Source organism: Turicibacter sanguinis (genome assembly GCF_013046825.1).
Classification (GTDB): Bacteria; Bacillota_I; Bacilli_A; order MOL361; family Turicibacteraceae; genus Turicibacter; species Turicibacter sanguinis.
Genome location: NZ_CP053187.1, coordinates 1,142,580 through 1,168,539, shown reverse-complemented (window position 1 = coordinate 1,168,539; position 25,960 = coordinate 1,142,580). Strand labels below are relative to the sequence as shown.

At 35.0% G+C, this 25,960-nt stretch carries 38 protein-coding genes; 2 read left to right on the top strand and 36 right to left on the bottom strand.

Features of this window, described 5'->3' with window-relative positions; genetic code table 11:
• Window positions 1-236 precede the first annotated feature (236 nt).
• Window positions 237-1,631 carry an RNA polymerase sigma factor RpoD gene (gene rpoD, locus HLK68_RS05735; protein ID WP_006784470.1) on the top strand — a complete coding sequence of 465 codons (1,395 nt, stop codon included), beginning with the start codon at window positions 237-239 and terminating at the stop codon, window positions 1,629-1,631.
• A gap of 512 nt (window positions 1,632-2,143) precedes the next feature.
• Here the strand turns inward: rpoD and HLK68_RS05730 are convergent.
• Window positions 2,144-2,830 carry a queuosine precursor transporter gene (locus tag HLK68_RS05730; protein ID WP_006784468.1) on the bottom strand — a complete coding sequence of 229 codons (687 nt, stop codon included), beginning with the start codon at window positions 2,828-2,830 and terminating at the stop codon, window positions 2,144-2,146.
• A gap of 355 nt (window positions 2,831-3,185) precedes the next feature.
• On the opposite strand from HLK68_RS05730, the gene HLK68_RS05725 reads away from it, so the two are divergent.
• Window positions 3,186-4,163 carry a helix-turn-helix domain-containing protein gene (locus HLK68_RS05725; protein WP_006784467.1) on the top strand — a complete coding sequence of 326 codons (978 nt, stop codon included), beginning with the start codon at window positions 3,186-3,188 and terminating at the stop codon, window positions 4,161-4,163.
• 153 nt (window positions 4,164-4,316) lie between these two features.
• Here the strand turns inward: HLK68_RS05725 and HLK68_RS05720 are convergent, their stop codons facing one another.
• From HLK68_RS05720 to rplD, 35 genes are all read right to left on the bottom strand, one after another.
• Window positions 4,317-4,526, bottom strand: a complete 210-nt coding sequence (locus HLK68_RS05720; RefSeq protein WP_006784466.1) for a heavy-metal-associated domain-containing protein — start codon at window positions 4,524-4,526, stop codon at window positions 4,317-4,319.
• Window positions 4,527-4,585: 59 nt separating this feature from the next.
• On the bottom strand, window positions 4,586-5,983 hold the full coding sequence (locus HLK68_RS05715; protein WP_006784465.1) for an MATE family efflux transporter: 1,398 nt from the start codon (window positions 5,981-5,983) through the stop codon (window positions 4,586-4,588).
• A gap of 61 nt (window positions 5,984-6,044) precedes the next feature.
• A complete protein-coding gene (locus tag HLK68_RS05710; protein WP_006784464.1) occupies window positions 6,045-6,488 on the bottom strand; it encodes a MarR family winged helix-turn-helix transcriptional regulator in 444 nt (147 codons plus the stop codon).
• 110 nt (window positions 6,489-6,598) lie between these two features.
• Entirely contained in the window at window positions 6,599-8,383 is a 1,785-nt protein-coding gene (gene glmS / locus HLK68_RS05705; protein WP_129821230.1) for a glutamine--fructose-6-phosphate transaminase (isomerizing), read from the bottom strand.
• 357 nt (window positions 8,384-8,740) lie between these two features.
• A complete protein-coding gene (glmM, locus tag HLK68_RS05700; RefSeq protein ID WP_009607240.1) occupies window positions 8,741-10,078 on the bottom strand; it encodes a phosphoglucosamine mutase in 1,338 nt (445 codons plus the stop codon).
• 17 nt (window positions 10,079-10,095) lie between these two features.
• On the bottom strand, window positions 10,096-11,514 hold the full coding sequence (locus tag HLK68_RS05695) for a CdaR family protein (protein WP_055165239.1): 1,419 nt from the start codon (window positions 11,512-11,514) through the stop codon (window positions 10,096-10,098).
• A 26-nt stretch (window positions 11,515-11,540) separates the two neighbouring features.
• Window positions 11,541-12,308 (bottom strand): diadenylate cyclase CdaA, encoded by a 768-nt coding sequence (gene cdaA, locus HLK68_RS05690; protein ID WP_006784459.1) that lies wholly within the window; start codon window positions 12,306-12,308, stop codon window positions 11,541-11,543.
• Window positions 12,309-12,545: 237 nt separating this feature from the next.
• Complete coding sequence (gene rplQ, locus HLK68_RS05685) at window positions 12,546-12,908, bottom strand: 50S ribosomal protein L17 (protein ID WP_006784458.1); 363 nt, start codon at window positions 12,906-12,908, stop codon at window positions 12,546-12,548.
• Between the two features lie 58 nt (window positions 12,909-12,966).
• Window positions 12,967-13,911: a DNA-directed RNA polymerase subunit alpha gene (locus HLK68_RS05680; RefSeq protein WP_006784457.1), complete on the bottom strand. Its 945-nt coding sequence runs from the start codon at window positions 13,909-13,911 to the stop codon at window positions 12,967-12,969.
• 58 nt (window positions 13,912-13,969) lie between these two features.
• Window positions 13,970-14,359, bottom strand: a complete 390-nt coding sequence (gene rpsK / locus HLK68_RS05675) for a 30S ribosomal protein S11 (protein ID WP_006784456.1) — start codon at window positions 14,357-14,359, stop codon at window positions 13,970-13,972.
• 16 nt (window positions 14,360-14,375) lie between these two features.
• On the bottom strand, window positions 14,376-14,741 hold the full coding sequence (gene rpsM, locus HLK68_RS05670; protein ID WP_006784455.1) for a 30S ribosomal protein S13: 366 nt from the start codon (window positions 14,739-14,741) through the stop codon (window positions 14,376-14,378).
• A 19-nt stretch (window positions 14,742-14,760) separates the two neighbouring features.
• Window positions 14,761-14,874: a 50S ribosomal protein L36 gene (rpmJ, locus tag HLK68_RS05665; RefSeq protein WP_006784454.1), complete on the bottom strand. Its 114-nt coding sequence runs from the start codon at window positions 14,872-14,874 to the stop codon at window positions 14,761-14,763.
• A gap of 38 nt (window positions 14,875-14,912) precedes the next feature.
• Window positions 14,913-15,131, bottom strand: a complete 219-nt coding sequence (gene infA / locus HLK68_RS05660; RefSeq protein ID WP_006784453.1) for a translation initiation factor IF-1 — start codon at window positions 15,129-15,131, stop codon at window positions 14,913-14,915.
• A 19-nt stretch (window positions 15,132-15,150) separates the two neighbouring features.
• Window positions 15,151-15,897 carry a type I methionyl aminopeptidase gene (gene map / locus HLK68_RS05655; RefSeq protein ID WP_006784452.1) on the bottom strand — a complete coding sequence of 249 codons (747 nt, stop codon included), beginning with the start codon at window positions 15,895-15,897 and terminating at the stop codon, window positions 15,151-15,153.
• Entirely contained in the window at window positions 15,897-16,547 is a 651-nt protein-coding gene (locus tag HLK68_RS05650; RefSeq protein WP_006784451.1) for an adenylate kinase, read from the bottom strand. Before HLK68_RS05650 ends, map begins: the two co-directional genes overlap by 1 nt.
• A 13-nt stretch (window positions 16,548-16,560) precedes the next feature.
• Window positions 16,561-17,841, bottom strand: coding sequence for a preprotein translocase subunit SecY (secY, locus tag HLK68_RS05645; protein WP_006784450.1), 1,281 nt, complete (start codon window positions 17,839-17,841; stop codon window positions 16,561-16,563).
• Window positions 17,841-18,281 carry a 50S ribosomal protein L15 gene (gene rplO, locus HLK68_RS05640; protein WP_006784449.1) on the bottom strand — a complete coding sequence of 147 codons (441 nt, stop codon included), beginning with the start codon at window positions 18,279-18,281 and terminating at the stop codon, window positions 17,841-17,843. Before rplO ends, secY begins: the two co-directional genes overlap by 1 nt.
• Window positions 18,282-18,300: 19 nt before the next feature.
• Window positions 18,301-18,483 (bottom strand): 50S ribosomal protein L30, encoded by a 183-nt coding sequence (gene rpmD, locus HLK68_RS05635; RefSeq protein ID WP_006784448.1) that lies wholly within the window; start codon window positions 18,481-18,483, stop codon window positions 18,301-18,303.
• Window positions 18,484-18,496: 13 nt separating this feature from the next.
• Window positions 18,497-19,000 carry a 30S ribosomal protein S5 gene (gene rpsE / locus HLK68_RS05630; protein ID WP_006784447.1) on the bottom strand — a complete coding sequence of 168 codons (504 nt, stop codon included), beginning with the start codon at window positions 18,998-19,000 and terminating at the stop codon, window positions 18,497-18,499.
• Window positions 19,001-19,019: 19 nt separating this feature from the next.
• Window positions 19,020-19,382, bottom strand: coding sequence for a 50S ribosomal protein L18 (gene rplR, locus HLK68_RS05625; RefSeq protein WP_006784446.1), 363 nt, complete (start codon window positions 19,380-19,382; stop codon window positions 19,020-19,022).
• Between the two features lie 19 nt (window positions 19,383-19,401).
• On the bottom strand, window positions 19,402-19,944 hold the full coding sequence (rplF, locus tag HLK68_RS05620; RefSeq protein WP_006784445.1) for a 50S ribosomal protein L6: 543 nt from the start codon (window positions 19,942-19,944) through the stop codon (window positions 19,402-19,404).
• 25 nt (window positions 19,945-19,969) lie between these two features.
• Complete coding sequence (gene rpsH, locus HLK68_RS05615) at window positions 19,970-20,368, bottom strand: 30S ribosomal protein S8 (RefSeq protein ID WP_006784444.1); 399 nt, start codon at window positions 20,366-20,368, stop codon at window positions 19,970-19,972.
• A 39-nt stretch (window positions 20,369-20,407) separates the two neighbouring features.
• On the bottom strand, window positions 20,408-20,593 hold the full coding sequence (locus HLK68_RS05610) for a type Z 30S ribosomal protein S14 (protein ID WP_006784443.1): 186 nt from the start codon (window positions 20,591-20,593) through the stop codon (window positions 20,408-20,410).
• Between the two features lie 22 nt (window positions 20,594-20,615).
• Window positions 20,616-21,155: a 50S ribosomal protein L5 gene (gene rplE / locus HLK68_RS05605; RefSeq protein ID WP_006784442.1), complete on the bottom strand. Its 540-nt coding sequence runs from the start codon at window positions 21,153-21,155 to the stop codon at window positions 20,616-20,618.
• A gap of 32 nt (window positions 21,156-21,187) precedes the next feature.
• Window positions 21,188-21,493, bottom strand: coding sequence for a 50S ribosomal protein L24 (gene rplX, locus HLK68_RS05600; protein ID WP_006784441.1), 306 nt, complete (start codon window positions 21,491-21,493; stop codon window positions 21,188-21,190).
• Between the two features lie 36 nt (window positions 21,494-21,529).
• On the bottom strand, window positions 21,530-21,898 hold the full coding sequence (gene rplN, locus HLK68_RS05595; protein WP_006784440.1) for a 50S ribosomal protein L14: 369 nt from the start codon (window positions 21,896-21,898) through the stop codon (window positions 21,530-21,532).
• A gap of 46 nt (window positions 21,899-21,944) precedes the next feature.
• On the bottom strand, window positions 21,945-22,202 hold the full coding sequence (gene rpsQ / locus HLK68_RS05590) for a 30S ribosomal protein S17 (RefSeq protein WP_006784439.1): 258 nt from the start codon (window positions 22,200-22,202) through the stop codon (window positions 21,945-21,947).
• Window positions 22,203-22,225: 23 nt separating this feature from the next.
• The gene (gene rpmC, locus HLK68_RS05585; RefSeq protein WP_006784438.1) at window positions 22,226-22,420 is read right to left on the bottom strand and encodes a 50S ribosomal protein L29; all 195 of its coding nucleotides are present in this window, start codon (window positions 22,418-22,420) and stop codon (window positions 22,226-22,228) included.
• Window positions 22,410-22,841, bottom strand: coding sequence for a 50S ribosomal protein L16 (rplP, locus tag HLK68_RS05580; protein WP_006784437.1), 432 nt, complete (start codon window positions 22,839-22,841; stop codon window positions 22,410-22,412). The genes rpmC and rplP overlap by 11 nt, the downstream gene beginning before the upstream one ends.
• Before the next feature lies 1 nt (window position 22,842).
• A complete protein-coding gene (gene rpsC / locus HLK68_RS05575) occupies window positions 22,843-23,502 on the bottom strand; it encodes a 30S ribosomal protein S3 (protein WP_006784436.1) in 660 nt (219 codons plus the stop codon).
• A gap of 18 nt (window positions 23,503-23,520) precedes the next feature.
• Window positions 23,521-23,856 carry a 50S ribosomal protein L22 gene (gene rplV / locus HLK68_RS05570; protein WP_006784435.1) on the bottom strand — a complete coding sequence of 112 codons (336 nt, stop codon included), beginning with the start codon at window positions 23,854-23,856 and terminating at the stop codon, window positions 23,521-23,523.
• Window positions 23,857-23,877: 21 nt separating this feature from the next.
• Window positions 23,878-24,156, bottom strand: a complete 279-nt coding sequence (gene rpsS / locus HLK68_RS05565) for a 30S ribosomal protein S19 (protein ID WP_006784434.1) — start codon at window positions 24,154-24,156, stop codon at window positions 23,878-23,880.
• A gap of 40 nt (window positions 24,157-24,196) precedes the next feature.
• Window positions 24,197-25,027: a 50S ribosomal protein L2 gene (rplB, locus tag HLK68_RS05560; RefSeq protein ID WP_006784433.1), complete on the bottom strand. Its 831-nt coding sequence runs from the start codon at window positions 25,025-25,027 to the stop codon at window positions 24,197-24,199.
• A 24-nt stretch (window positions 25,028-25,051) separates the two neighbouring features.
• Complete coding sequence (gene rplW, locus HLK68_RS05555) at window positions 25,052-25,336, bottom strand: 50S ribosomal protein L23 (protein ID WP_006784432.1); 285 nt, start codon at window positions 25,334-25,336, stop codon at window positions 25,052-25,054.
• Window positions 25,336-25,959: a 50S ribosomal protein L4 gene (gene rplD, locus HLK68_RS05550; RefSeq protein WP_006784431.1), complete on the bottom strand. Its 624-nt coding sequence runs from the start codon at window positions 25,957-25,959 to the stop codon at window positions 25,336-25,338. Before rplD ends, rplW begins: the two co-directional genes overlap by 1 nt.
• Window position 25,960 lies beyond the last annotated feature (1 nt).

Sequence of the window (25,960 nt, the reverse complement as noted above, 5' to 3'; positions counted from 1 at the left end):
TAGAAATTTAACAAAAAAATACTTATTTCTTTTTATACAAACTAAAAAACATCCATAATTAAGCTATGTAATCATTCGGATTTAAAAAAACAAAAATAAAAGCACAATGAATCAAATGATACGCACCCATTTGAGCGATACTAAGGATGACTACTTAGAAAAACTCTATCTGTCATTCCATATCATAAAAAACAACTAGATCTACTAGCAGTTAGGTAAGTAAAAGGAGTGGTTTTATGTCAATGCCGGTATTTGACGAGAAAAAAATTCTTGAAATTAACGATAAGTTAATTAAATTAGGTAAAAAACGTGGTTATTTAACGTACGATGAAATTAATAATAGTTTTGCGGAAGTACAATTAGATCCTGAAATGATTAGTTCATTTTTAGATTTATACGAATCTGAACAAATTGATATCGTAAAAGCCAAAAAAGTGGTTGAGACTCCTAAAGTCAAAAAAGAAGTTAAAGAAACACCAAAAGTGCAAAACACTGAAGAGGAACAAACAACAACTGAAGAAGCTGATTTTGAAGAAAATGAGGAAGAGGAAAATATTCCAGCAGACTTTAAAATTGAAGAAGAAGATGAAGAACCATTTGACGCATTCGAGATTACTTCACAATTAAAACTTAGCGATCCAGTTCACATGTATTTAAAAGAAATCGGACGCGTTGAGTTATTATCAAGCCAAGAAGAAATCAAATTTGCTAAAAAAATCGAACGCGGAGATATTTTAGAAGAAATATTAAAATACCGTCGTCAAAATGAAGCATTACCTCAAGAATTAATAGATCGTATCGATTTACTTATTCAAGATGCCGGTGAAGCTCATGATGGAAATGAATTATTAGTTGGAATTACTGAATTAACAGAAGAAGAAGCTGATCGTGTTCTTCACGAAGCCGAATACGCTAAAAAACGTCTGGTTGAATCGAATTTACGATTAGTTGTAAGTATTGCTCGCCGTCATATCGGACGCGGAATGTTATTCCTTGATTTAATTCAAGAAGGAAATATGGGATTAATCAAAGCAGTAGAAAAATTTGACTACCGTAAAGGATTCAAATTCTCAACATACGCCACATGGTGGATTCGCCAAGCCATTACACGTGCCATTGCGGACCAAGCACGTACCATCCGTATTCCAGTTCACATGATTGAAACAATCAACAAACTAGTACGTATTCAACGTCAATTAGTCCAAGAATTAGGTCGTGAGCCATTACCAGAAGAAATTGCTGAAAAAATGGAAATTACACCTGAAAAAGCACGTGAAATTTTAAAAATCTCTCAAGAACCAATTTCATTAGAATCACCAGTTGGTGATGAAGCTGATTCAAGTTTAGGAGATTTCATTCCAGATGCTGATGCTTTATCACCATCAGACTTCACATCAAATGAAATGCTTAAAAAAGAATTAGCCGAAGTTTTAGAAACATTAACAGACCGTGAAGAACGAGTTCTTCGTTTACGTTTCGGTCTTGAAGATGGACATACACGTACACTTGAAGAAGTAGGAAAAGAATTCGGTGTAACTCGTGAACGTATTCGCCAAATTGAAGCGAAAGCCTTACGTAAATTACGCCACCCTTCAAGAAGCCGTCGTTTAAAAGACTTCATGGAAGAATAAAAAGCAGAGCTTAGCTCTGCTTTTTATTTTACCCTCTTATACTCTGCCCCGTTTTCTAAACGACTTAAATAGCCATGATTATATAAATGTCGACCAATTGTTTCGAATATAATCTCACACATTCTGCTTATCACTTAACTTAACTAGATAACTCTCATTCAAGCGCTCATCATTCAACAAACCATCCTCTAAATGCTCTGAACGACAATAACGTCCTTCCTCAAAAATCCTTATTCTTATATTTCGACTTAATTCCCGCTACAAGTCTAGACTTCGCATCCTCATCCACTTCATCAACTCATCAAGATAAACAGCATGCTTCTTGTCGCACGAAACAAGATTACTTAAAAATCTCCCGTAACTTTCATTATCGCCGAACCACTCTAACTTAACTTCATTATCTTTTACAAACTTTAACTCCATAATCTCTCCCCCTTTATTTACATCATTATAGAAAAAAGGTCAGAATAATCTGACCTTCTAAAAATATTATATTATCACATATATAATTGTTATAAATCTAACGGTTTTACCTTTTTCAATAAATAAACAAATGGAGTATCGCAAATACTTAAGATAGCTTTAACAAAATATGTAACAAAGAAAATTGATATAGCCGCATCTAATTCCCATAATCCAAACATATACACAATCGCTGTGAAAATGAAAGTATCTATTAACTGACTTAATAAAGTACTTCCATTATTACGTAACCATAACCACTTATCATGAGGAAACTTTTCCTTAATAAAGTGGAAAATATAAACATCAATGCTTTGAGAAACTAAGAACGAACATAGTCCTGCAATGGTGAATACTGGTAACGCTAAACCAAATAAACCTTCCATATACGGTTGTGCCCAGTCAGATGCTTCTGGTTTAAACCATAATGAAAATTGAGTCACAATTAAAAATGATAACTGCGTAAAGAATCCCATAAATACGGCTGACTTTGCAGCTTTTACTCCATACTTTTCACTTAATAGATCTGTTGATAAGAAAATACCACTAAACATTGTATTTCCTAAGGTTGTTACAATACCGAAAATAGTGGTTGTCTTTGCTACTTGAATATTAGCCGCAATAACGCTCATTACAATATAAGCATATAGCCCCTTGCGTCCAAATAACTTGTAGCTTAACACAACTAAACCAAAGTTTGTACACACAAATAATAGTGCAATTAATTCATTTGTCATACTAGTCACCCTTACCTTTAAACTTTATAACAATAAAAAAAACTCCTAATAAAAAACAGGAGCAGATAAGATCATGATTAAACAAACGCATAGCAAAATAAGCCTAACGTTCGCTAAACTAGACCTCCTATTTTTGATAACGCTGGATTCTGCCAACAGCATGAGGATTTTATAATGTTACAGTTTCATATTATAACATAGAAAAAGATTAAAAAAAACTCTCTCTTCCCCTAAATTAGGATACTAAAAGGCATTATTACATATTTTAATGTTTATAGAAACGTTCTCGTATAGATTTATACTATCATTATATTTTATAATATAAATAAATAAACTTAATAGAAGTGAGGACAAAATGGAAAAGACAGAATATCCCAATTTGAACGGTTATTATATTAACTTTCAACTTCTTACACAGAAATTAAAAGAAATTGCTCAAGAAAAAGGGATGACACAAAGTGAACTCGCTGCTGGCATTACACCTCGGGATCATTTAAACAAAATCTTAAATGGTAAACGCAATCCTAGTCTTGAGCTTCTCTATCAACTTTGTAATAAATTGCGTGTTGATATTCGTGTCTTAATTGAACAGTGTTATTACATTAACTTTGAGCAAACAAGTGACTATATGCATCAAATGAAGCAATGTACAACAATGGGCAATTACGACCTTTTAGAACAACTTCTTCAAAAATGTGCCAACCTTCCCGATTTTCAATATGGAGTAGGAAAACAAGCCTATACTTATCAACAAGGAGTGGTTCAGCTCAAAAAATATAAAAATGCTGCTAAGGCACTTGAATATTTTAATGAGGCTCTTCGCACTTTTTCTTTAATGGACGAAACAGGGAGTGAAAGACTTCATATCTTTACAATTGAAGAAATCGGGATTAATACTGACAAAGCTACTTGCTTATTCACACTTGGACAACGTCAAGAAGCAATTGAATTATTAACAACATCAGTTGAAAGTCGGTTAGCAAATTATGAAAATGTCGAAACACTCCATATTTTAAGAGCTTATTTCTATTTAGCGCAATTTTACCTACAAGAGAAAAATTATGTTAAATGTATCGAGATAGCAACTAAAGGAATTAATCTATCTAATTGTAAATTCGTCTATATCTATGCTGGAGATTTAAATGCCACTAAAGCTACAGCACTTCATTTTTTAGGAGATGAGGAACATGCCACGTTCCATTTCCGTAGAGCGTATGAATTTTACAACTTACTTGGAAGCTCCCGAATTTCAACTATGCTCGATCGACACCTTGAAATAATTGGTTTTGACAAGAATAAAATTAAATATGATGTAACTCATCCCATCCAATAACTATTACTAAATGAAAAAAACATCTTTAAAAAGAAAGATGTTTTTTTGCTATCCCTGTTTTATAAGATAAGTCATCCCGAATAACCTTATCTTGTGTCTAATTATATCTTATAAAATAAACAAAAAGAAGTGTGCATTTGCACACTTCTTTTACTATAATTGGATATTAAAACCTTGATCTTCTATTTTTTCAATCAAAATAAACTGACTAATAAACTTTTCATCATAATCAATTTGAACTAGCTTAGTCTTCAAATCAATTTTTACTTCTTTAACACCAGTAATTCCTGCCACAGCATCATGAATAGATTTCACACAATGTTGACAGCTCATATTTTCAACTTTAATCAACAGTTTACTCATCACTAACGCCCCCTTACATCTATCTTAGACTATTTAAGCGTTCAAAATCAATCGAAATATTATGCTTGCATAATTTTCTCTGGATGAGTTACCTCCAATTGCGGTTCTTTAGCTTCTTTTAAGCCACGTACCGAGCGGAAGAAAATGATTCCTGTAATTAAAGATGCTAATCCATCAGCTACTGGCCCTGCTAACCAAACACCCGTTAATCCTAAACCACCGATATGAGGCAAGATAAGTAAACAAGGAATTAATAAAATCACTTGTCTCAATAAACTTAAAAACATCGAAACTTTTGCTTTACCAATTGATAAATAGAAGTTTGAACTAATGATTTGGAATCCGAGCACTGGTAACATGAATAAGAAGATTTTCAATCCACCTGTTGCCATCTCTGATAAACTTGCATCATTACTAAACAAACGAATTAACGCTTCTGGATACGTCTGAATCACAATCCATCCAAACGTCACGATAATTGTTGCAACAATAACTGCGTACGTTACAGCTTGTTTAACACGATGGTATTTTTTTGCACCATAATTAAACCCGATAATTGGCTGTGAACCTTGATTTAGACCGAATAATGGCATCGTAAAGATTAACGAGATACTACTTACAATGGCCATAGCACCAATTGCTAAATCTCCACCATACATTTTTAGTGAGTTATTTGAAATAACTTGGACAATACTTTGTGCGATTTGCATCGCAAATGGACTCATCCCAATCGAGAAAATACTAAGAATAATTACCTTATCTAACTTCATACTTTGACGTGTAATTTTAATATTACTTTTACCTTTAGTGAAATAATATAAAATCCAAATCGATGATGCAATCTGAGATAAAACAGTCGCAATGGCTGCTCCTCGTACACCAAGTCCTAATACGAAAATAAAAATAGGATCTAATAAAATATTAATACCTGCCCCAATTAACATTGATAACATTGCAATTTTTGGATTACCATCACTACGAATCGAGTGATTTAATCCAAAACTCATCATATTAAAGATTGTCCCGATAAAGATAATTTGCATATATTGTGAAGCATAAATCTCTGTATCAGCACTTGCCCCAAACATTGATAAAATCGGGTCCATAAATAAGAGACCGACAACTGTTATTAACAAACTTAAAATTAATATTAAAACGAAAGCATTCCCTAAATGGTGCTGCGCCTCATCTCTTTTATGCTGCCCTAACTTTAATGAAATACGAGCACTTGTTCCAAGGCCAACTAGCATCCCAAACGCCATAATAATCGTCATAATTGGCATCGTAATTCCGACCCCAGTTAAAGCTAGCCCTCCAACCTCAGGAATATTTCCAATATACATCCGGTCAACAATATTATACAAGGTATTAACCATCATCCCAATAATCGCTGGAACAGAGAATTGAATTAGCAACTTAGAAACCTTCTCTTCTCCCAAAACATTTGGTTTATTCATTTTAACTCCTCCTTAAATACAGTGTATCTGCAACTAATTTAAATAAAAAATAACCTTATAGCTATTTTTCATTTCTTAAATCTTCAACAGCAGAAATAGCATTACATAAAATTTTGTCAGAGATAGCTGAAAATTGTTCACATTCCTCATCGGTTAAGCCTTCAACTAACTCATCTGTAATTTCTTCTAAAACCTTAATTATCACTGGCATCAATTCATGTGCCTTCTCAGTTAAATATAATTGATTATATCGTCGATCATTTGAATTACAAACGCGATAAATATAATCATTTTCCTCTAACTTTTTTAAAGCTTTTGCTGTTGTTGCCTTATCAATCATTACTAATTTAGTTAGCTCTTTTTGACTAATTCCTAAATTACGTTCTATATTTATTAAAAAGATGTATTGTCCATATCCTAAATCATAAGGCTTCAATTTATGATTAATTAGAATCTGACGATATCTATAAATAATAGACATTGATTTACCAATTGACTCGTTCATGATCTCACCGCATGTCAAAAATTTTATACCCTACCTATCCTATCACCATTAGGATGTATTTGCAACTATTATAACTCAAAAAAATACTCCCCATTAGGGGAGTATTCATTTTATTCAACTGTTACAGATTTCGCTAAGTTACGTGGTTTATCGATATCAAATCCGCGTTGTAATGCCGCATAATAAGAAATTAATTGTGTTGGCACAACGGTTACTAATGGTGTTAGTAATGGATGTACGTCATCAATCACAATTTGGTCAGTTTCAGAACTTAATGATTTTAATGAGATGACAACTGTATTTGCTCCACGAGCTTTAACTTCTTTCACATTTGAACGTGTATTTAAGTTAACAGACTCTTGAGAGACAATCGCAATAACAGGAGTCCCTTTTTCAATTAAAGCAATCGTTCCGTGTTTTAATTCTCCTGCTGCGAATCCTTCCGTTTGAATATAAGAAATTTCTTTTAATTTTAATGACGCTTCAAGTGCGACATAGTAATCAACATGACGACCAATATAGAAGCAGTTACGAGCTGTTAAGTAATCTTTTGCAATATCAGCGAATTGCTCTTTATCATCTGTAATACTTTCCATGACATTTGCAACAATGGCTAATTCACGTGATAAATCTAAATTATGATTTTCTCCTACACGAGCAGCTAAGATCGCTTGAACGGCTACTTGAGCGGTATATGCTTTTGTTGAAGCAACTGCAATTTCAGGACCTGCATATAATAATAAAGTATGGTCTGCTTCACGAGATAAAGTTGATCCCGGTACATTTGTAATGGTTAATGATTTATATCCTAATTGTTTAATTTTAACTAATACAGCACGGCTATCTGCTGTTTCTCCTGATTGAGAAATAAAGATGAATAAAGGATTTTGACTGATAACTGGCGTATTATAAACAAATTCAGATGAAATATGAACTTCAGTTGGAATCCCCGCTAATTGTTCAAACATTTGCTTTCCTACGAAACCAGCATGCATACTTGTCCCAGCAGCCACAATATATAATCGATCTGCTTCACTGACAGCTTTGACGATTTCTGGATCAATTTTAATTTCTCCATCCTCGAAATATTGTTCAACAATACGTCGAATAACATATGGTTGCTCATCAATTTCTTTTAACATGTAATGAGGATATGTTCCTTTTTCGATGTCAGATGCATCAAGTTCTGCTGTGAATGGATCACGTTTAATTTTAACTCCTAATAAGTTATAAATGGTAACCTCTTCACGAGTTAATTTAATAAATTCTTCATCTTCAATTTCAACGAATTGATTTGTACACTGTAACATTGCCATTGCATCAGATCCAATCATATTGAATCCTTCACCAAGCCCAATTAACATTGGCGACTTGTTTTTAGCAGCATATAATACTTCAGGATTCTGTGCATCGATGACTCCTAAAGCGTAAGATCCGTGTAAAATACTCATCACGTGGCGAATCGCTAACTCAACATCTTCTTTTTCTAAAACAAATTTTTCGATTAAGGCAACAATCACTTCAGTATCAGTATCTGAAATAAAGTTGTAGTTTGGTAAATACTCTTTACGTAATTCTAATTCATTTTCAATCACACCGTTATGCACAACTGTGAAACGACCAGTGCTTGATTGATGAGGATGAGAATTACGTTGATTTGGTGCTCCATGAGTTGCCCAACGTGTATGCCCAATTCCTACTGTTGATAAAACTGTTTCGTCAACGACTGTACGTAAATGTGCAATACGTCCCTTATCTTTAAAAATATGAACTCCTGCCTCGTTCACAACTGCAATTCCTGCTGAATCATATCCACGATACTCTAATTTTTCTAACCCATTTAATAAAATATCTTTAACGTCTTGCCCACCAATATATCCAACGATTCCACACATAAAAATTCACAACTCCTTATTTAATATAATTTAGTTAGAGCTGCTTTCTATTTATCTTTTTCTTCAATTTTGTCGTAAGAGTTACCTCTTAGTTTTGTTTGAAGACTACGACTGAGATATCCAGCCGGAAGGCATCCGCCGAAAAATCGATTAACCTTCACCTCGTCAGCTGCTCCTACCCTAAAACACAGCTCTGGCGCTTAATATGAATAGATCTTCTTTCTACCCTTGCTACCCTCCTTCCCACTATGAAAGCAACATTTCCATTATATCATATGCTAATGATTTTAAAATGCTATTTTATATTTATACCTAAAAAAACATAAAAAGGAGTGATAAATCACTCCTTTTTAACTACTATTTCAATTCTTTTTCTACAATAGCTAAGATACGCTCTACATAGCTTTCACATAACTCTTCTGTTTCAGCTTCAACCATAACACGAACTAATGGTTCCGTTCCTGAAGGACGAACTAAGACGCGGCCTTTACCATTCATTTCTGCCTCTACTTCAGCAATCACAGCTAAAATAGCCTCATTGGTCATCATGGCATTTTTATCTTCAACACGAAGATTTTTTAATAACTGAGGATACTTAGGCATTTCTTTAGCTAAATCAGCAAGTGATTGACCTTTTTCAACGATAATTTTAGCTAATTGAACTGCACTTAACATTCCATCTCCAGTTGTTCCATAATCTAAGAAGATTAAATGTCCTGATTGTTCTCCACCGAAGTTGTAATCATTTTTCAACATTTCCTCTAGAACATAACGATCTCCAACTTTCGTTTGGACACTATGTAATCCATTAGCTTCAACAGCATTATAGAATCCTAAGTTACTCATAACAGTTGAAACGACTGTTCCTTGTTTTAATAATCCTTTTTCATTTAAATAGCGACCAACGATAAACATAATGTAATCACCATCAATAATGTTTCCATTATGATCAACCGCAATTAAACGATCACAGTCTCCATCAAAAGCAAATCCTAAATGTGCTTCATGCTTCACGACTTCTTTTGCTAAGTTTTCCGGATGAGTTGAACCACAATTATGATTAATATTAATTCCATCTGGATTAGATGATACAGTTACAATATCAGCATCTAAATCAGCAAATAATTGAGGTGCTAATGCTGAACTTGCTCCATTCGCACAATCTAATACAATCTTTAATCCCGTTAATTTTTGACCAACAGTTCCTTTAATAAAGTTCACATATTTTTGAGATCCCATTTGGAAATCTTCAACACGTCCGATTTCACCAGCAATTGGACGTGGTAGTTCATCACTTGAATCAATTAAAGCTTCGATTTCTTCTTCTTCTTGGTCACTTAATTTATATCCACTATGGCTAAAAATTTTAATTCCATTATCTTGAACTGGATTATGAGAAGCAGAAATCATAACTCCCGCATCAACATCTAAATTTTTTGTTAAGTAAGCTACTCCTGGAGTGGTAATCACACCAAGCGTTAATACATCAGCACCAGATGACACTAGACCTGCAATTAAGGCACTTTCTAATAATTCACCAGAAATACGAGTATCGCGCCCGATTAAAACCTTAGGACGAGTATTTTTTTCCTTTAAATGATGTCCTAAAATACGTCCTAATTTTAATGCGAATTCTGGAGTTAGCTCAGTATTTGCTACTCCTCGAATTCCATCTGTTCCAAAGTATTTTCCCATATATAATAACCTCACTTTTATTCTGTAATTATGACATGAACCTTAGACTTATTAGACTCAACTAACACACCAGTTGGAGCTTCAATAGTAATTGGCACTTCATATTCACCAACACCATATCCCATAAGATCGATATATATTTTTATATCATCACTTGATATAGAATTCAACTTTGTCGTTGACCCTTTTAACGTAACATCTAACATCGCATCCTCTAAAGTTTTTGCTTTAATACGATAGTTAGCATCTAAGTTTTTAAAGTCTACTGAAACATCTTCTAATACCTTCGTTTGTGTTTCCTCAAACGTCACCTTTACTTTAATTGTGTCGGCATCCATTTTATGAATATTTTCCGGCTTATCTAATTTAACAATCAACTCATTATTCTCATCCAATTGATACAAGTCAACCTGAATTTGTAATTTCTCGAAAGTTTCAAGTTGAGAAGCTTCACCATATAATTTAACCTCGGATGGCGTTAAAGTCAATCCACTAACACTATACCCATCTGGTGCATTCCCAGTTACAATTGCCTCTACTGGTACTACTTTACTCGGACTTGTCACTTGGACAGTTGCTGATAACTTGTCTGGTTTAATTTCTACATCTAGTTTATTACCTAGTTTATCATAAGCAAAAACAGGAGCTTCATAGTCAGCTAATTTTGTTAAATCTGAAACATCAATAATTGCCTTAACACTTGCCACTTGGTCAACTACTGTTTGAGGACCTTTTATTTTTACAGTATCTAGTGCCAATTGAGGTTCACTTAAAACATACATTTCATCAATCTGATCTAAATTAACAAAATCTGCCTGAACTTTTTTATCAGTCTCTGTTAACGCCATAATCGTAACAACGATTGTACTTGGATCAATTTTAACATCTAATTTATCCCCTAATTTACTATAAGCTAAATTAACTTTATGCGTACCAGGAGGTAAATCTGTTAAATCTGCATAAATTTCAAAACTACCTTTTGTTTTAGCAATATCAACCTGACTCTTATCCCCTATTAACGTAACATCAACAGTGTCAGGAAGTCCTTCAATTACCATCCGCTCTTTATCATAATATGAAACAAGTGGATAACTATTAATATCTACTGAATACCTTTCAGTAACACTTGGTGCATATCTAGTACTTGCAGCAACAATAATGGCAACGATTAAAGCTAAAATTTTAGTTAACTTCTCATTTCTTAAAAAACTCTCATAAAAATGATCAAGATTATTAACCTTTAAAATACCTAAAATCAAACTAGGAGTAGTTAAAAATCTCCATATATTCTTGAAGAACGAAGAAATTTTCTGAAAAAACTTTTCAGTATCTTTTACTGTTTCAATTGCAATCTGACGAGCAATTTCATTTGAATCAACGTCAGGTTTCTGATTTTTGTTTGCTTTAGCTGATTTTTTAAAAAATGGGTTTTTCATTGTGACACCGCCCTTACCATTTCATTCTAACTTAGATACTGTTTTAAATCCCTTGAGAATAAATCTACTTGATCATAAACCTTTAGTTCTCCCTTATATGCAATAGAGAATCTTCCTGTTTCTTCTGAAACAACTAAAGTAATACTATCAGAAATTTCACTAATTCCAATAGCTGCTCTATGACGTGTACCAAATGCCTTATTTATATCCTCACGTCTTGTAGACGGTAAATAAGCTCCGGCACAGTATAATTTACCATCGCGAATCATAACAGCTCCATCATGTAATGGTGTAGTAGGTACGAAAATAGTTGTTAAAAGTTCTTGAGATATCTCTCCATCAACAATAGTAGATGGGGTAATAAACTCATCTAATTTGACCCCTCTTTCAATGACTATTAATGCCCCAATGCGACGTTTAGCTAAAAATTCCACTGAATTAGTTAATATACTAACAATGTCCCGATCACCTAAAATATTTTTTTCCCTATTTAAAGTGCTATTACGGCCGATTTGTTCAAGACCACTACGAATCTCAGGTTGGAAAACGATTATAATTGCAAGTAGGCCCCAGTCAATAACATTCCCTATAAGTGAATTTAATGTATAGAGATCAAAAACTTGACTGATGATGTCAATGATATAAATCAAAATGACACCCTTTAAAATTTGAACGGCACGTACATTTGATTTAATTAATCTTAAAACATAATAGATAATTAACCATACAAAATAAACATCTAATCCCACTAATACCAGATTTAAAAAAGTAAAATCTTCTACTGTATTAATCAAACTGTCGGCCTCCTTTTTACAACATTTTTATTATATCATACTTACAAAAAATATAAATCTTTCCTTGTAAATTAAAAGAATAAACTAACACATTTTTCCAACAAAATCGGTTCATTTTTAAAAAAACATCCTAATATTATCATTAAAACAATCATAATCACCGTACAGAATTAGTATGTTTCTTTAAACAAAAAAAAACCTTAAAACATATCAAAGATAGTTTTAAGGTTTTTAAAATTATACTAACTCGATAACTACCATATCAGCTGCATCCCCACGACGAGGTCCAACTTTTAAGATACGAGTGTATCCACCATTACGCTCAGCGTAACGAGGTGCGATATCAGAGAATAATTTTTGAACTGCAGTTGCTCCAGTTTCATCGTTAGCGATTTCTGCACGTACATATGCAGCTGCTTGACGACGAGCATGTAAGTCTCCGCGTTTACCTAAAGTAATTAATTTTTCAACTACTGAACGTAATTCTTTAGCGCGAGCCTCAGTTGTAACGATACGTTCATTGATAATTAAATCAGTTGATAAATCACGTAACATTGCTTTACGTTGATGACTAAGACGTCCTAATTTTCTGTAAGCCACTTAAAATTCCTCCTTCCATTGAAAAAATGGAATATAACATTTATAAAAAATAGATTATCTATTTAGTGCAACCTAAGCTTAATCCTAATTCGTCAAGTTTATCCTTAACTTCTTTTAATGATTTTTTACCTAAGTTACGAACTTTCATCATATCTTCTTCAGAATGACGAGCTAATTCTTCTACTGTATTGATTCCAGCACGACGTAAACAGTTATAAGAGCGAACTGATAAGTCTAACTCTTCAATTGGCATTTCTAATACTTTGTTTTTCTCTTCATCTTCACGCTCAACGATAAATGATGCAAGTTGCCCTGCTTCATTTAAGTTAACTAAAATACTGAAGTGTTCAACTAAGATTTTAGATGCTACAGAGATAGCCTCTTGTGGATTAATACTTCCATTTGTCCAAACTTCTAATGTTAATTTATCGTAAGATGCATCTTGACCAACACGAGTCTTTTCAACATCATAAGATACACGTGTAACTGGTGTGTAGATAGAGTCGATAGCGATCTCTCCTGCGCTTTCAAGTAACTTTTTGTTATCATCAGCACCTACATATCCATTACCACGACGAGCTTTCATAGTCATACGTAAACGACCAGTAGCTGATAATGTAGCAATGTGTAATTCAGGATTGATGATAGTTACTTCTTCGTCACACTCGATATCAGCTGCAGTAACTGCACCTTCACGAGCTACATCAATACGAAGTTCTTTAACTTCTTCTGTATCAATTGATAAGATTAAGTTTTTTAAATTTAAAATGATTTGTGTTACATCTTCTACTACACCATCGATAGCGGTAAATTCATGTTGAACTCCCTCTATAGAGATAGATGTTACTGCAGCTCCAGGAAGTGATGATAGTAATACTCGACGTAAGGAATTCCCTAACGTAGTACCATATCCACGTTTAAGAGGCTCAATAACAAATTTCCCATAGAATTCATCTTTGATGTATTCTTCAACTTCAATTCTTGGTTTTTCGATTTCTAACATCGATTTCCCTCCTCAGGATCGCTTAATAGTAGGGTACTACTTTCAAATTTCTTCCTGATTAACCACGTGGGTGTTTTGGTGGACGACAACCATTGTGAGGTACTGGAGTAACGTCTTTGATAGCTGTTACATCTAATCCTGCTGCTTGTAAAGCACGGATAGCAGCTTCACGACCAGGACCAGGTCCTTTAACAGTAACGTCTACACTCTTCATACCATGATCCATTGCAGCTTTAGCAGCAGCTTCTGATGCCATTTGAGCAGCAAATGGAGTTGATTTACGAGAACCTTTGAATCCTAATGCACCTGCACTTGACCATGAGATTGCATTTCCATGAGGATCAGTAATCGTAACAATTGTATTATTGAAAGTCGAGTGGATATGTGCTACACCTGTAGCAATATTCTTTTTAACACGACGTTTACGAGTAACTTGTTTACGTGCCATGTGATGACCCTCCTAACTATTTTTTCTTATTAGCAACTGTTTTACGTGGACCTTTACGAGTACGCGCATTATTTTTAGTGTTTTGTCCGCGTACTGGTAAGCTACGACGGTGGCGAACACCACGGAATGACGCAATTTCCATTAAACGTTTGATGTTTAATGAGATTTCACGACGTAAGTCACCTTCTACTTTTAATTTATCTACTTCAGTACGAATACGGTTTAACTCATCTTCAGTTAAATCGCGTACACGTGTATCTTCAGATACACCAGCTGCAGCTAAAATTTGTTGAGCTGTTGGTTTACCGATTCCGTAGATGTATGTTAATGAAATTACAACGCGTTTATCGCGAGGAATATCGATACCAGCAATACGTGCCATACATTGCACCTCCTAAAGCTTATCCTTGTTTTTGTTTATGTTTTGGATTTTCACAAATTACCATTACTTTACCTTTACGGCGAATAACTTTACATTTATCGCAGATAGGTTTTACAGATGGTCTTACTTTCATGAATTAAAACCTCCTCATTTTTGATTATATCGGAGTCTCTATTTATGACGATATGTAATGCGCCCACGTGTTAAATCATAAGGAGATAATTCTACTGTTACTTTATCACCTGGTAAAATACGAATGAAGTTCATACGGATTTTACCAGAAACGTGAGCTATTAATTGATGACCATTTTCTAATTCTACTTTAAACATAGCATTTGGCAAATTATCGATAACGGTAGCTTCTACTTCAATAACGTCTTGCTTAGCCATTGATTATGCCTCCTTATCTTTATAACTTAGTTAATATTTCATATCCATCGTCAGTGATGACAACAGTATGTTCAAAATGAGCACAGATACTCTTATCTCTTGTTACTACAGTCCAATTATCAGCAAGAGTACGAACGTATCTCTCACCAAAATTAACCATAGGTTCAATAGCTAAAGTCATACCTGTTTTCAATCTTGGTCCTCGTCCTGGAGGTCCGTAATGTGGAATAGAAGGATCTTCATGGAGATCTTGACCGACACCATGACCCGCATACTCACGAACAATTGAATAATTATGAGATTCTACATACGTTTGAATCGCATGAGAAATATCAGATAAACGATTATTCGCTTTTGCAAATTCTAAACCGATAAATAATGATTCTTTTGTAACATCAAGTAAATGTTGAGCTTCATCTGAGATTTTACCAACTGGATAAGTCCAAGCTGAATCTCCGTGGTATCCATTATATTTTGCACCAATGTCAATTGAGATAATATCTCCTTCTTTTAGTACACGATTTCCTGGTATACCATGTACAAGCTCATCATTAACTGATGCACAAATACTTGCAGGGAATCCATGATAACCTTTAAAAGAAGGTATAGCGCCTTGACTGCGAATAACATCCTCAACAATTTTATCTAAATGTTTTGTTGTTACGCCAGGTTTAATGTGTTTTTGGACCTCATGATGAGCCAAAGCAACAATACGCCCAGCTTCTCGCATAATTTCAATTTCGCGTGGAGTCTTACAAATAATCATTAATTATTGCCTCCGAGTACGTTTTGAATCTCTTCAAATACAAGATCAATTGATTGCTGACCATTAATATTAACAAGATTTCCTGCTAAAGAGTAATAATCTAATAATGGTTTAGTTTGATTAACGTAAACATCTAAGCGATTACCAACCGTTTCTTCATTATCATCTTTACGTTGATATAATTCGCCACCACATTTGTCGCAAACACCCTCAACTGCAGATGGATTGAAGATTTTATGATAAGTTGCTCCACAAGAACGACAAATACGACGTCCTGTTAAGCGCTCTTTAAGAATATTTAAATCAACATCAATATTAATTACATAATCAATCTTTGAATCAAGCGAAGTCAGTATTTCATCTAAGGCTTTTGCCTGATCTACTGTTCGTGGAAAACCATCTAACAGGAATCCCGACTTGCAATCTGATTCAGACAAGCGATCCTTTACTATACCAATTGTAACATGGTCAGGTACAAGTGCACCTTGATCCATGTAACGTTTAGCTTCCATACCTAATTCAGTTTGGTCTTTTATCGCTTTCCTAAACATATCACCAGTTGAGATATGTGGAATTTGATAAGTTTCAATAATTTTTTCTGCTTGAGTACCTTTACCAGCACCTGGAGGCCCCATAAATACGATTTTCATCATATCACCTCGATTATTTGATGAATCCTCTATATTTTTGATCCATTGTTTTTGTTTGGATTTGCTTAGCAGTTTCAATTGCAACTCCTACAACAATCAGTAAGCTAGTACCACCAATTTCTACACTACTAGGTAAATCAGTGATTGCGCCAAATAAGATTGGTAGACCCGCAATAACAACTAGATAAATAGCTCCAATAAAAGTGATACGTGATAATACTTTAGATAGATATTCTTCAGTATCCGCACCCGGACGAACGCCTGGAATATAAGATCCTTGTTTTTTAAGGTTTTCAGCCACTTTTTCAGGACTTACTTGTACGAAAGCGTAGAAGTAAGTGAAAGCAACGATTAATACAACATATAAAATAAATCCAATTGGTTGTGTGTAGTCAAAAATTGTTGTAATCCATTTCGTAACTCCTGATTCAGGAAGAAACGATACTACAGTTAACGGTAAACTCACTAATGAAACCGAGAAGATTACTGGAATTACACCTGCTGAATTTAACTTCAATGGGATAAATGAATCTTTTCGTCCTGATAACTGAGCTGAATTATGTCTATTTGCATATTGAATTGGTAATTTTCTAGTTGCGCTTTGTAAATATATAACAGCAATAATTGTTAAAAGCAATAGTGCAAGCACTGAAATAAATGCTAATACATTTGAAAGTGTTATATTTACCAAGTATTTCGTGTATAAATCGTTTAGCATATATGGAACACGAGATAAAATACCTGCCACGATAATCATTGATGTACCATTACCAATTCCCTTGCTAGTTATTTGATCAGCAAGGAAAATCATAACAGCAGTACCTGCTGTCATCGTTAGAGCGATATATAGATAAGTTAAAATAGAATGACTTTCTAATAAAACTCCTCCATACATTAAGTCGAAACCAATTGCCATTGTAATAGCTTGTACAAAGGCAAGTACTAACGTGACATAGCGTGTTAATTGATTTAACTTACGCTTACCAGTTTCACCTTCTTTTGCCCATTCAGACAAAATAGGGATAACATCCATTTGAAGCAACTGAATAATAATTGATGCAGTAATATAAGGAGAGATAGACATTGCAAACAATGAAAATCGTTTTAATGCCCCTCCACTTAATGTATCAATAAACCCAAGCATAGGAGTTTGAGCAGAGGCTTCTAACACAGAAGTGTTGATGGTTGGCACAGGAATATAAGATCCTAAACGATAAACGATAAAAATCATTAACGTAAATAGAATCCTTTTTCGTAAATCAGCGTTCTTCCATATTTTACTGAAAGTAGCCATTATACCACCTCGATTGATCCACCTAGAGCTCCAATACGTTCTTCTGCTGTTTTTGAGAATTTAGCTGCTTTAACAGTTAATTTCTTCTCTAATTGTCCTTGTCCTAAAACTTTAACCCCAGAATGTAATTTTTTGATTACTCCAGTTTCTAATAAAAGTTCTGCAGTAACAATTGTTCCGTCTTCGAATTTATTTAATTGATCTAAATTAACGATAGCGTACTCTTTACGGTTAATGTTTGTAAATCCACGTTTTGGTAAACGACGGAATAAAGGAGTTTGACCACCTTCGAATCCGATACGAACTCCACCACCTGAACGAGCGTTTTGTCCTTTGTGTCCTTTACCTGCAGTTTTACCTTGACCAGAACCGTGACCACGACCGATACGTTTTCTATCTTTACGAGACCCTTCAGTATAAGTTAACTCATGTAATTTCACCGAAAGTCACCTCCTTTGATTATTTCTCTTCTACAGTCACTAAATGAGATACTTTATTAATCATACCGCGAACAGCTACGTTGTCAGCTTTAACAACTGTTTGATTCATTTTACGTAAACCAAGAGCTTGAACTGTTGCACGTTGAGATTCATTTTGACCGATTACACTACGTGTTAAAGTAATGTGTAATTCTTTAGCCATTGGAGTTCCCTCCTTATCCTAAGATTTCTTCAACAGTTTTACCGCGTAATTCAGCTACACGTTCAACTGTTTTTAAATTTTCTAAACCGTTGATTGTTGCACGCACCATGTTGATTGGTGTGTTAGATCCTAAAGATTTTGATAGGATATCTTGTACTCCAGCTAACTCTAATACGTTACGTACAGGTCCACCAGCGATAACTCCAGTACCGGCAGAAGCAGGTTTTAATAATACGCTACCTGAACCGAATTCACCAGTGATTTGGTGAGGAATTGTAGTTCCAACGATAGGTACATAGATTAAGTTCTTTTTAGCACTTTCAACTGCTTTTTTAATTGCTTCTGGTACTTCTTGAGCTTTACCAGTACCGAAACCTACGTGACCATTTTTGTCACCGACAACAACTAGAGCAGCAAAACGGAAACGACGTCCACCTTTAACTACTTTTGTTACACGATTAATAGTAACAACACGTTCTTCAAGTGTTAAGTTACTAGGGTCAATGATTTGACGCATCTTTGTCCCTCCTTCTAAATTAGAATTGTAATCCATTTTCACGAGCTGCTTCAGCTAATGCTGCAACACGTCCGTGATAGATATATCCTCCACGGTCGAAAACAACTGCTGTGATATTTTTTTCTGAAGCGCGTTTTGCAACTGCTGCTCCAACTGCTTTAGCTGCTTCAACATTTCCTGTAGAAGCGATATTTAAATCTTTATCTAAAGTTGATGCACTAACTAATGTAGTACCAGTTACATCGTCAATGATTTGCGCATAAATGTGTTTGCTAGAGCGGAAAACATTTAAGCGTGGGCGCTCTGCAGTTCCTGTAACTTTAGCACGTACACGATAATGTCTTTGTTTACGTAACTCATTACGTGATACTTTCTTAATCATTCAGGCCACCCCTTTCGAATTATTTTTTAGCTTTTTTACCTTCTTTACGGCGTACTTGTTCACCTTTATAACGGATACCTTTTCCTTTATAAGGTTCTGGAGCACGTACCGCACGGATATTAGCTGCGAATTCTCCAACTACTTGTTTATCGATACCTTTAACAACTACAGTTGTATTGTTAGGTACTTCAACAGTCACACCTGCTGGTGCTTCCATTTCTACTGGGTGAGAATATCCAGCACTTAATACAAGTTTTTCTCCTTGTTTTTGAGCACGGTATCCAACCCCGATAATTTCTAATTCACGAGTGAATCCTTCTGAAACACCAACAACCATGTTATTTAATAAAGCACGAGTTGTTCCGTGTAACATTTTATTAGTTTTTTGATCGTCAGGACGAACTACAGTTACTTCGTTCCCTTCAACATTAAATTGCATGTTTGAGTTAAATGTACGTGTAAGTTCCCCTTTAGGTCCTTTTACAGTAACTAAGTTATTTTCAGCAACAATTACTTCAACACCAGAAGGTAATGCTACTGGTTTATTACCAATACGAGACATTAATGTACACCTCCTGTCTTTGTTATTACCAAACGTATGCTAATACTTCTCCACCAACTTGTTGTTGACGAGCTTCTTTATCAGTCATGATTCCTTTAGAAGTAGAAAGGATAGCGATACCTAATCCATTTAATACTTTAGGAACCTCTGTATTTTTAACGTATACACGTAAACCTGGTTTAGAGATACGTTTTAATCCTGTGATAACACGTTCGTTGTTTTTACCGTATTTTAAAGCAACACGTAAAACACCTTGTTTATTATCTTCAATATATTCTACATCGCGAACGAAACCTTCACGCTTTAATAATTCTAATACTTCACGTTTCATTTTTGAAGCTGGCATCTCAACCACTTCATGACGCATTTGGTTTGCGTTACGAATACGTGTTAACATATCTGCAATTGGATCTGTCATTACCATTTATTTTTCCTCCTTCCCGTTTATAGAGAATTAAGTTTATTACCAGCTTGCTTTTTTAACACCTGGAATTTGTCCTTTATATGCTAATTCACGGAAGCAAATACGGCATAATTTGAATTTGCGTAAGACAGAGTGTGGACGACCACAACGCTCGCAACGTGTATATTCACGTACTTCGAATTTTTGTTTACGCTGTTGTTTGATAATCATAGATTTTTTAGCCATGATTGACGCCTCCTTTCATCAATTATTTTTGAAATGGCATCCCTAATTGAGTTAACAACTCACGAGCTTCTTCATCTGTGTTAGCAGTTGTAACTACAACGATATCCATTCCGCGAACTTTACTTACTTTATCAAAATCGATTTCAGGGAAAATTAATTGTTCTTTAACACCTAATGTATAGTTTCCACGTCCATCAAACGATTTTTTAGAAACACCGCGGAAGTCACGTACACGAGGTAACGAGATTGATACTAATTTATCTAAGAAATCATACATACGCTCACCACGTAATGTAACTTTACATCCGATTGGCATTCCTTCACGTAGACGGAATCCAGCGATTGATTTTTTAGCACGTGTAACAACTGGTTTTTGACCAGTGATTAACGCTAATTCAGCAACAGCCTCATCTAATACTTTAGAGTTGCTTACAGCTTCTCCGATACCCATGTTGATTACGATTTTATCAATATTAGGAATTTCCATTACTGATTTATAACCGAATTTTTCAACCATTGAGTTTTTAATTTCATTTTCATATTTTTGACGTAAACGATTCATGTAGGTTTACCTCCCTTCGTTGTTAAACTTTATTATAAAACTTCACCAGATTTTTTAGCGAAGCGTACTTTTTTACCGTCAACGAATTTAAATCCTACGCGTGTTGGTTTTCCACTCTTTGGATCTACGATCATTACGTTAGATGCATGGATTGGTGCTTCAAATTCAACAATACCACCATCTGGGTTCATTTGAGAAGGACGTACGTGTTTCTTAACAACATTCACACCTTCAACAGTTACTTTGTTAGTTGATGGTTGAGCTGAAAGAACAACACCTTCTTTACCTTTATCTTTACCTGAAATAACTACTACTTTATCTCCAGTTTTAATATGCATAATGTGCACCTCCTAATCTTACGGATTAAGTGTTAATTAAAGAACTTCTGGAGCTAATGAAACAATACGCATAAATTCTTTATCGCGTAATTCACGAGCTACTGGTCCGAAGATACGAGTACCACGTGGAGATTTATCGTCTTTAATAATAACTGCTGCATTTTCATCAAATTTAATATATGATCCATCAGCACGACGAGCTCCAGTTTTCGTACGGACGATTACTGCTTTAACTACATCACCTTTTTTTACAACTCCACCTGGCGCTGCTGACTTAACTGTAGCAACAATAACATCACCGATGTTACCAGTTTTTTTGTGAGAACCACCTAAAATTTTAATTGCTAATAATTCCTTTGCACCAGAGTTATCAGCAACTCTTAAACGTGTTTCTTGTTGAATCATGATTGGACCTCCTTTCAAGACTCCAGTAAACTAAATATAAATAAAATTAAATAATAACTGCTTTTTCAACAATTTCAACTAAACGGAATTTTTTAGTTTTTGACATAGGACGACATTCTTCGATGCGAACTAAATCTCCAACTTGTGCTTCATTTAATTCGTCATGAGCTGCATATTTTTTTGAATATTTAACTCGTTTACCGTATAGAGGATGTACTTTGTAAGATTCGATAAGTACTGTAATTGTTTTATCTGTTTTATCTGAAACTACACGTCCAGAAAAAGTTTTTTTAGTACGTTCCATAATTGAACCTCCTCTCAAGCTCATTATTTGTTATTTTCGCGTTCGCTAATGATCGTTTTCATACGTGCAATACCTTTACGTACTTCACGAATACGACCAGTGTTTTCTAATTGTCCTGTAGCTAATTGGAAACGAAGGTTGAATAACTCATCTTTTAATTCGTTAATTTTAGCTTCGATTTCTGTAGTGGTTAAATTACGGATTTCCTTAGCATTCATTACTATCACCACCGTCTACACGTTTTACGAATTTAGTTTGAACTGGTAATTTATGAGAAGCTAAACGTAATGCTTCGCGAGCGATCTCTTCAGATACTCCACCAATTTCAAACATAACTTTCCCTGGTTTAACTACTGCTACCCATCCGTCTGGTGCCCCTTTACCTGATCCCATGCGGACTTCTAATGGTTTAGCAGTTTTAGCTTGATGAGGGAAGATTTTAATCCATACACGACCATTACGTTTCATGTAACGAGTCATGGCAATACGAGCTGCCTCGATTTGGCGGTTAGTTACCCAAGCACCAGTTGTAGCTTGAATTCCGTACTCACCGAATACTACTGTTGTTCCACCTTTTGCTTGTCCTTCATATGACAAACGGTGAGGGCGACGATATTTCGTACGTTTAGGTACTAACATATTATTTACCCTCCTTTACTTGACGGTTTTTAGTAGGTAATACTTCTCCTTTATAGATCCATACTTTAACACCTAATTTACCGTATGTTGTATCTGCTTCAGCTGTAGCGTAATCGATATCAGCACGTAATGTATGTAAAGGAACATTTCCTTCACTATATCCTTCAGCACGAGCCATATCTGCTCCACCTAAACGTCCTGAAACTTGAGTTTTAATTCCTTTTGCACCAAATTTAATAGCACGTTGGATTGCAACTTTTTGTACACGACGGAAAGAAGCACGATTTTCTAATTGTTCTGCGATAGAGTTTGCAACTAATTGAGCATCAACTTCAGGGCGTTTGATTTCAACGATACGGATGAAAACACGTTTACCTGTCATTTTTTCTAATTGAGCAACTGCTGCATCTTTTTCTGATCCACCACGACCGATTACCATACCTGGTTTAGCCGTATGAACGATAATATTAACACGGTTTTTAGCACGTTCAATTTCAACGCGTGATACCGAAGCTTTTTTGAATTTGTTATTAATGAAATCACGGATTTTTAAATCCTCGTGTAATAAAGTAGCAAAGTCTTTATCATTTGCATACCAACGAGCATCCCAGTCACGGATTACACCAACACGTAAACCAATTGGACTAACTTTTTGACCCACTTCGTATCCCTCCTTTAATTATTTTCTTTCAGCAACCACGATAGTGATATGTGATGTTCTTTTATTGATTTGTGATGCACGACCTTGTGCACGTGGACGGAATCGTTTTAATGTTGTTCCTTCATTCACATATGCTTCTTTAACATATAATGAATTAATATCTAAGTTTAAATTGTGTTCAGCATTCGCGATAGCTGATTTTAAAACTTTTTCCACAATCGGAGATGCCGCTTTTGGAGTGTGTTTTAAAATTGCATATGCTTCGCCAACTTGTTTTCCTCGAATTAAATCAATCACTAAGCGTGCTTTACGAGGAGCGATGCGAACTGTTCTAGCCATAGCTTTAGCTTCCATAGCCATGTCCTCCTCTCAATATTAACGTCTAGTTTTTTTATCTTCTTTAATGTGTCCTTTATATGTACGAGTTGGTGCGAATTCACCTAATTTGTGTCCTACCATATCTTCTGTTACATATACAGGAACATGTTTACGTCCATCATAAACAGCGATTGTATGTCCTACAAACTGTGGGAAAATTGTTGAACGACGTGACCATGTTTGAATGATTTTTTTGTCTCCGTTTGCATTAGCAGCTTCGACTTTTTTCATTAAATGATCGTCACAGAAAGGTCCCTTTTTTAAACTACGTCCCATTCTAAATTTCCTCCTTTCGAACATTTAGCATTTTTTTATATTATTTGTTGCGTCCGCGAACAATTAATTTACTTGATGCTTTTTTCTTATTACGAGTTTTTAAACCAAGAGCTGGTTTACCCCAAGGTGTAACTGGAGATTTACGTCCGATTGGAGTACGTCCTTCCCCACCACCGTGTGGATGGTCATTAGGGTTCATTACAGATCCGCGAACAGTTGGACGTTTACCTAACCAACGTGTACGACCTGCTTTACCGATGTTAACTAATTCGTGGTCAGCATTTCCTACTTCACCGATAGTTGCACGGCAAGTTCCTAATACTTTACGAACTTCACCAGAAGCTAAACGAACTAATACGTAACGCTCTTCACGCCCTAAAATTTGGGCAGAAGTCCCTGCTGAACGTACTAATTGTCCACCTTTACCAGGTTTTAATTCGATATTATGAATTAATGTACCAACTGGGATACTCATGATTGGTAAAGCATTACCAACTTTGATATCTGCATTAGCACCAGATTCAATTTGCATTCCAACTTTTAATCCTTTTGGAGCGATAATGTATCGTTTTTCCCCATCAGCATAGTTGATTAATGCGATATTTGCTGAACGGTTTGGATCGTATTCGATTGTAGCAACACGTCCTGGAATACCGTCTTTTGTACGTTTAAAGTCGATGATACGGTATTTACGTTTGTGTCCACCACCGTGATGACGCACTGTAATTTGACCGTGATTATTACGCCCTGCTTTTTTGCTTAAAGGAGCTAATAATGATTTCTCTGGTTGATTAGTCGTAATTTCGTCAAATGATAAAACTGACATGTTACGACGACCATTAGTGGTTGGTTTATACTTTTTAACAGGCATCTTGTTCCCTCCTTTTGCTAATTATTATACTTCAAACTTTTCGATAGTTTGTCCTTCAGCTAATGTTACAATAGCTTTTTTCATTGAAGGCTTGAATCCTTCATAACGTCCAACGCGACGTTTTTTAGGACGAACGTTAACGATGTTTACTTTTTCAACTTTTACATTGAATAAAGCTTCACAAGCTTGTTTAACTTCGATTTTGTTTGCTTTTTTATCAACTTCGAAAGTGAATTTACCTTCGTTCATTAAATCATAAGATTTTTCAGTGATAATTGGGCGCTTAACGATATCTCTAGCATCTTTCATTATGCAAGCACCTCCTCAATCTTTTTAACTGCATCTTGAGTAATAACTAACTTAGTTGCATCTAAAAGATCTAATACGTTTAATTGGCTTACTGTTAAAACTTTAACACCTGGGATGTTACGAGTTGATAATTCAACTGCAGCATTTTCCTCAGCAGTAACAACTAACGCTTTAGATGTAACATTTAACGCACCTAAAACATTGATCATTTGTTTTGTTTTTGGAGCTTCGAACACTAATTGATCTAAAACTACGATTTCATTTTCAACTACTTTAGTTGCTAACGCAGATTTTAAAGCTAAGCGACGAACTTTTTTGTTTAATTTATATGCATAGCTACGTGGAACTGGTCCGAATACGATTCCTCCACCACGCCATTGAGGTGCACGAATAGATCCTTGACGAGCACGTCCAGTACCTTTTTGTTTCCAAGGTTTACGTCCACCACCACGTACCTCAGTACGAGTTTTAGTTTTGTGAGTTCCTTGACGCATTGATGCACGTTGCATAATTACAGCATCGAACATTGCTTGTTTATGAGGCTCAATACCGAAGATTGCTTCGTTTAAAACGATTTCTCCAACTTGAGCACCTTGTTGGTTATATAATGCTACTTGTGGCATT